The organism is Holdemanella sp. (assembly GCF_056804935.1).
In genome coordinates, this window is sequence record NZ_DBMEXE010000239.1 from 1 (window position 1) to 2,360 (window position 2,360).

Genomic DNA, 2,360 nt, shown 5'->3' on the forward strand with positions numbered 1-2,360 from the left:
AAAAGAACTCGTTTTTAACGAGTTCCTAACTTTTACGCTTCTGTTTTTTCTTTTTTTTTTTTAGGTTTTGGAAGTAAAGCTTTTGCGCTTACATTGATACGACCCTTATTGTCGATTTCTGTAACCTTAACATCGATGATATCACCAAGTTTTAACACGTCTTCTACTTTATCTACATGGTGGTGAGAAATTTTAGAAATGTGTAATAAACCATCTGTATTACCAAACAAGTTCACGAATGCACCGAATTTTTCTAGACGAACAACTTTAGCTGCATATACATCGCCAACTTTGGCAACACGTACGATGTCACTAATCATTTGTTTCGCCTTTTCGATTGTATCGTAATCATTGTGGTAGATGACTACTTTTCCATCATCATCAATATCAATTTTTACATTGTCACATTGTGCAATGATTTCGTTGATCATTTTTCCACCAGGTCCGATTACATCTTTAATCTTATCTGGATCAATGTTCATCATCGCAATCTTAGGTGCATATGGACTCAATTGTTCTCTTGGACTCGGGATACATGCCAACATGTTATCTAAGATTTCTAAACGTGCCTTGTGAGCTTGTGCCAATGCTTCTTCAAAGATATTTTTAGTAATACCTGTTACTTTGATATCCATCTGTAAAGCTGTGATACCATTTTTCGTTCCGGCAACCTTAAAGTCCATATCTCCAAAGTGGTCTTCCATACCTTGGATATCTGTTAAAACAGTATATTTACCTGAATTATCATCCATGATCAATCCCATCGCAATACCCGCAACAGGTGCTTTGATTGGAACACCAGCAGCCATTAAAGACATTGTTCCTGCACAAATACTTGCCTGAGAACTAGATCCGTTACTTTCCATAACATCCGCTACTGTACGAATTGTATATGGGAATTCATCTACACTTGGTAATACTTGAGCTAAAGCCCTTTCACCTAAGGCACCATGACCAATTTCACGACGTCCTGGATTTCCCATACGTCCAGTTTCACCAACACAATATGGTGGGAAGTTATAGTGGTGCATGAAACGTTTTGAATCGACAACAGTTAAGTCATCAATAATCTGGTTGTCATTTAATGCACCCAATGTAGTTGTAGATAATACCTGTGTTTCTCCACGAGTAAATAAAGCCGAACCATGAACACGAGGAAGTAAATCCACTTGTGAGTTCAATGGACGGATTTCATCGATTTGACGGCCATCTGGACGTACTTTGTCTTCAATGATCAAACGACGTACTTCGTCTGCTTCAATACCACGACAGATTTCACGAGCTTGTTTCACCGCATTGTTTTGATCTTTTTCAGATTCATATTCTTTGTTTGCGATCATTTCAGCAGCTTCATCTGTTAAATCATCAATTTTTCCGTAACGCTCTAATTTTTCTTTAATCGATACAGCTGCACGAATTTGTGCTTCAAAGTTTGCACGAACTTCACGATCGATTGTTTCATCTACGGCATACAATTCGATTTCACGTTTTTCTTTACCACAAGCAGCTACGATTTCTTCTTGGAATGCACATAATTTTTTGATTTGTTCATGTCCAAACATCAATGCCGCAAGCATATCTTCTTCGCTAACTTCTTTAGCTCCAGCTTCAACCATGTTTAAAGCTTGTGCAGTACCCGCAACAGTTAAATCGATATCACTTTCTTCCATTTGAGCCACTGTAGGGTTGGCAACCAATTCTCCATTGATACGTCCAACTTTAACACCAGCGATTGGTCCATTGAATGGAATATCTGAAATACATAATGCCAATGAAGCACCAAACATAGCTGCCATTTCAGGACTTGCATCTTGATCTACACTTAATACCGTGTTGACAACCTGTACTTCATTACGGAATCCTTCCGCAAATAAAGGACGGATTGGACGGTCGATCATACGTGCTGTTAATGTCGCATGTTCGCTTGGTCTTCCTTCACGACGTAAAAATCCTCCTGGAATCTTTCCAACAGAATATAACTTTTCTTCAAAACTTACTGTTAAAGGGAAAAAGTCAATCCCTTCTTTTGCCTGGTTTGATGCACATGCAGTTGATAAAGTCACTGTATCTCCATAACGGATAATAACGGCTCCATCAGCCTGTTTTGCGATTTCACCAGTCTCTACTGTGATCCCCCGACCACAAAAATCTAAATGAAACTCTTGTTTCGCCATTTTTTCACCTCAATCATACTTTTATATAATATCATAGAAATTTAAAATAAAACATATTAAACTCATTATTTTTCGCAAAAGAAAAGCTTGTAAAACACAGTTTACAAGCTTACTTTATATGACTATATACAAACTCAACAATTTCTAAATTCTTCTTGATAATTTCCTTATCTTTTCTCATATCAT

At 37.4% G+C, this 2,360-nt stretch carries 1 protein-coding gene; it reads right to left on the bottom strand.

The features are described from left to right. Positions 1-32: 32 nt before the first annotated feature. Entirely contained in the window at positions 33-2,174 is a 2,142-nt protein-coding gene (gene pnp / locus ACZQCL_RS08805) for a polyribonucleotide nucleotidyltransferase (RefSeq protein ID WP_482482865.1), read from the bottom strand. Between the last annotated feature and the right edge of the window lie 186 nt (positions 2,175-2,360).